Source organism: Frankia sp. CcCS3, assembly GCF_977927575.1.
Map to the genome: position 1 here is coordinate 14,850 of NZ_CDWRCL010000074.1, position 1,816 is coordinate 16,665.

Sequence of the window (1,816 nt, forward strand, 5' to 3'; positions counted from 1 at the left end):
TTACGCACGACAGGCGGCTTGGGAAGGGTGTGAGAGTCGTCAGACGACCGACGGGGCGGGGGGCACACCGCGGGTTCCCCGCCCGGCACAGCGCGGGTTCCCCGCCCAGCACACCGCCGTCAGGACCGCGGTCTCCACGTGCGACGATCCGACGGAGATCCCGGTAAGCCTGGCGCCAGGCGCAGGCTCGCGGGGTGTGACAACAGTCAGACCAGATGAGAACGGCCGGCCGATGAACCATTGCCCTGGACCCGGGTAGACGATAAATGGACATGCAACCCTGCCTCACCGACCTCCTGAACGCACTTGTGCAGTTACGGAAAGCGGCTGGACTGAGCCAGGCCCAGCTCGCCAATCGGGTCCGCTACCAGCCGAGCTACCTGTCGAAGGCTGAACGCGGACTGCTCGGGGTGCCGTCGCAGTCGCTCGTGACCGCGATCGACATAGAGCTGAACGCCGGTGGCTCCCTGATCGAACTGCGTCGTCACGCGTGGCTGGAGGACAAGGGGAGTCAGGCGGGCATCCCGTGGCGACGAGCTCTGGAGGAGGTGGACACCACGGATCATCGACAGCTCACCGTCGGGGAGAGCGCGGCCGCCGTCGGTCCCGTCACGAGATCCGATGCACCAGCCATCCCCGTCCCCGGGCGCACATTCACGTCCACGTCCACGTCCGAGGGAGCCGACCGCCGGACAAGGAACACCGTCGGCCTGTCCGGGCACTGGTGGACGGCCTGGCAGACGTTCCGGGACGGCGAGGAGATCCGCACCTCGCAGGAGGCGAACCTGAACCAGGTCGGCGACGTCATCCAGATGGAGGCGATCTCCCGCGGCCTGTCGGTGGACGAGGGCGGGTACCTCTGGTGGGGCGAACTGCGGGTCTGGGACAACGAGATAATCATGGGTTGGTACGTCGCGTCCGACGGACCGGTCCGGTCCAAGGGGACGCTGTTCCTCTCCCTGCATCCCCACGGCGACCGGTTGACCGGCCGCTGGGTCGGATTGAGCTATGACGGCCTGTTCATCGAGGGTTGGGGCGCGATGGCCCGCTCGGAGAACACCGCGCTCGCGCTCATCGACCGGCTCAAGAAGCAGTACCCCAGAGTCCCATGACGCGTCCGTACGTGCCTCGGCCGGCTTCCCGAAACGGCATCTGGAGGGAACGAGGCGGGGGAACGAGGCAAAACGCGGCAATCGGTCCACGTAACTACGGTCGGACGGTATCGCCTCGCCATAGTCGTCTTTCCGTCCTACCGGGCGTCCGCCCGGGCGACCAGCCGGTGAGGAGCAGCGGCTCATAGAGTGACCAGAATGACCTTCCCGTTGGTCGATCCGTGCCCCCTGGTCGATCCGTGAGCGACGTCGCGCAGGTGCTGCGCCGCGTCTTCGGCTACGAGTCGTTCCGGGACGGCCAGCAGGAGATCATCGAGCATGTCGTCGACGGCGGCGACGCGCTCGTCCTGATGCCGACCGGCGGCGGCAAGTCGCTCTGTTACCAGATCCCCGCCCTGGTGCGGGGCGGCACCGGCGTCGTGGTGTCACCGCTCATCGCGCTGATGCAGAACCAGGTCGACGCGTTGCGGGCGCTCGGCGTCCGCGCGGGGTTCCTCAACTCCGCGCAGGAGTTCGACGAGCGTCGCGACGTGGAGTCCGCCTTCCTCGCCGGTAACCTCGACCTGCTCTACCTGGCGCCGGAGCGGCTGCGCGCCGACGCGACGGTCAGGCTGCTCGACCGGGGCGAGATCGCGCTGTTCGCCATCGACGAGGCACACTGCGTCTCGCAGTGGGGACACGACTTCCGGCCCGACTACCGCGAG

2 protein-coding genes are annotated in these 1,816 nt (G+C 67.8%); both read left to right on the forward strand.

The window, feature by feature from the left end:
* The first annotated feature begins 272 nt into the window (after window positions 1-272).
* Entirely contained in the window at window positions 273-1,112 is an 840-nt protein-coding gene (locus AC08OQ_RS09120) for a helix-turn-helix domain-containing protein (RefSeq protein WP_476604416.1), read from the forward strand.
* A gap of 239 nt (window positions 1,113-1,351) precedes the next feature.
* The coding region (locus tag AC08OQ_RS09125; RefSeq protein ID WP_476611984.1) for a DEAD/DEAH box helicase at window positions 1,352-1,816 on the forward strand (465 nt) is incomplete at its 3' end.

Excerpts from the sequence above, each read along its gene's own strand:
- AC08OQ_RS09120 (WP_476604416.1), top strand. The coding sequence starts at position 273 with ATGCAACCCTGCCTCACCGACCTCCTGAACGCACTTGTGCAGTTACGG.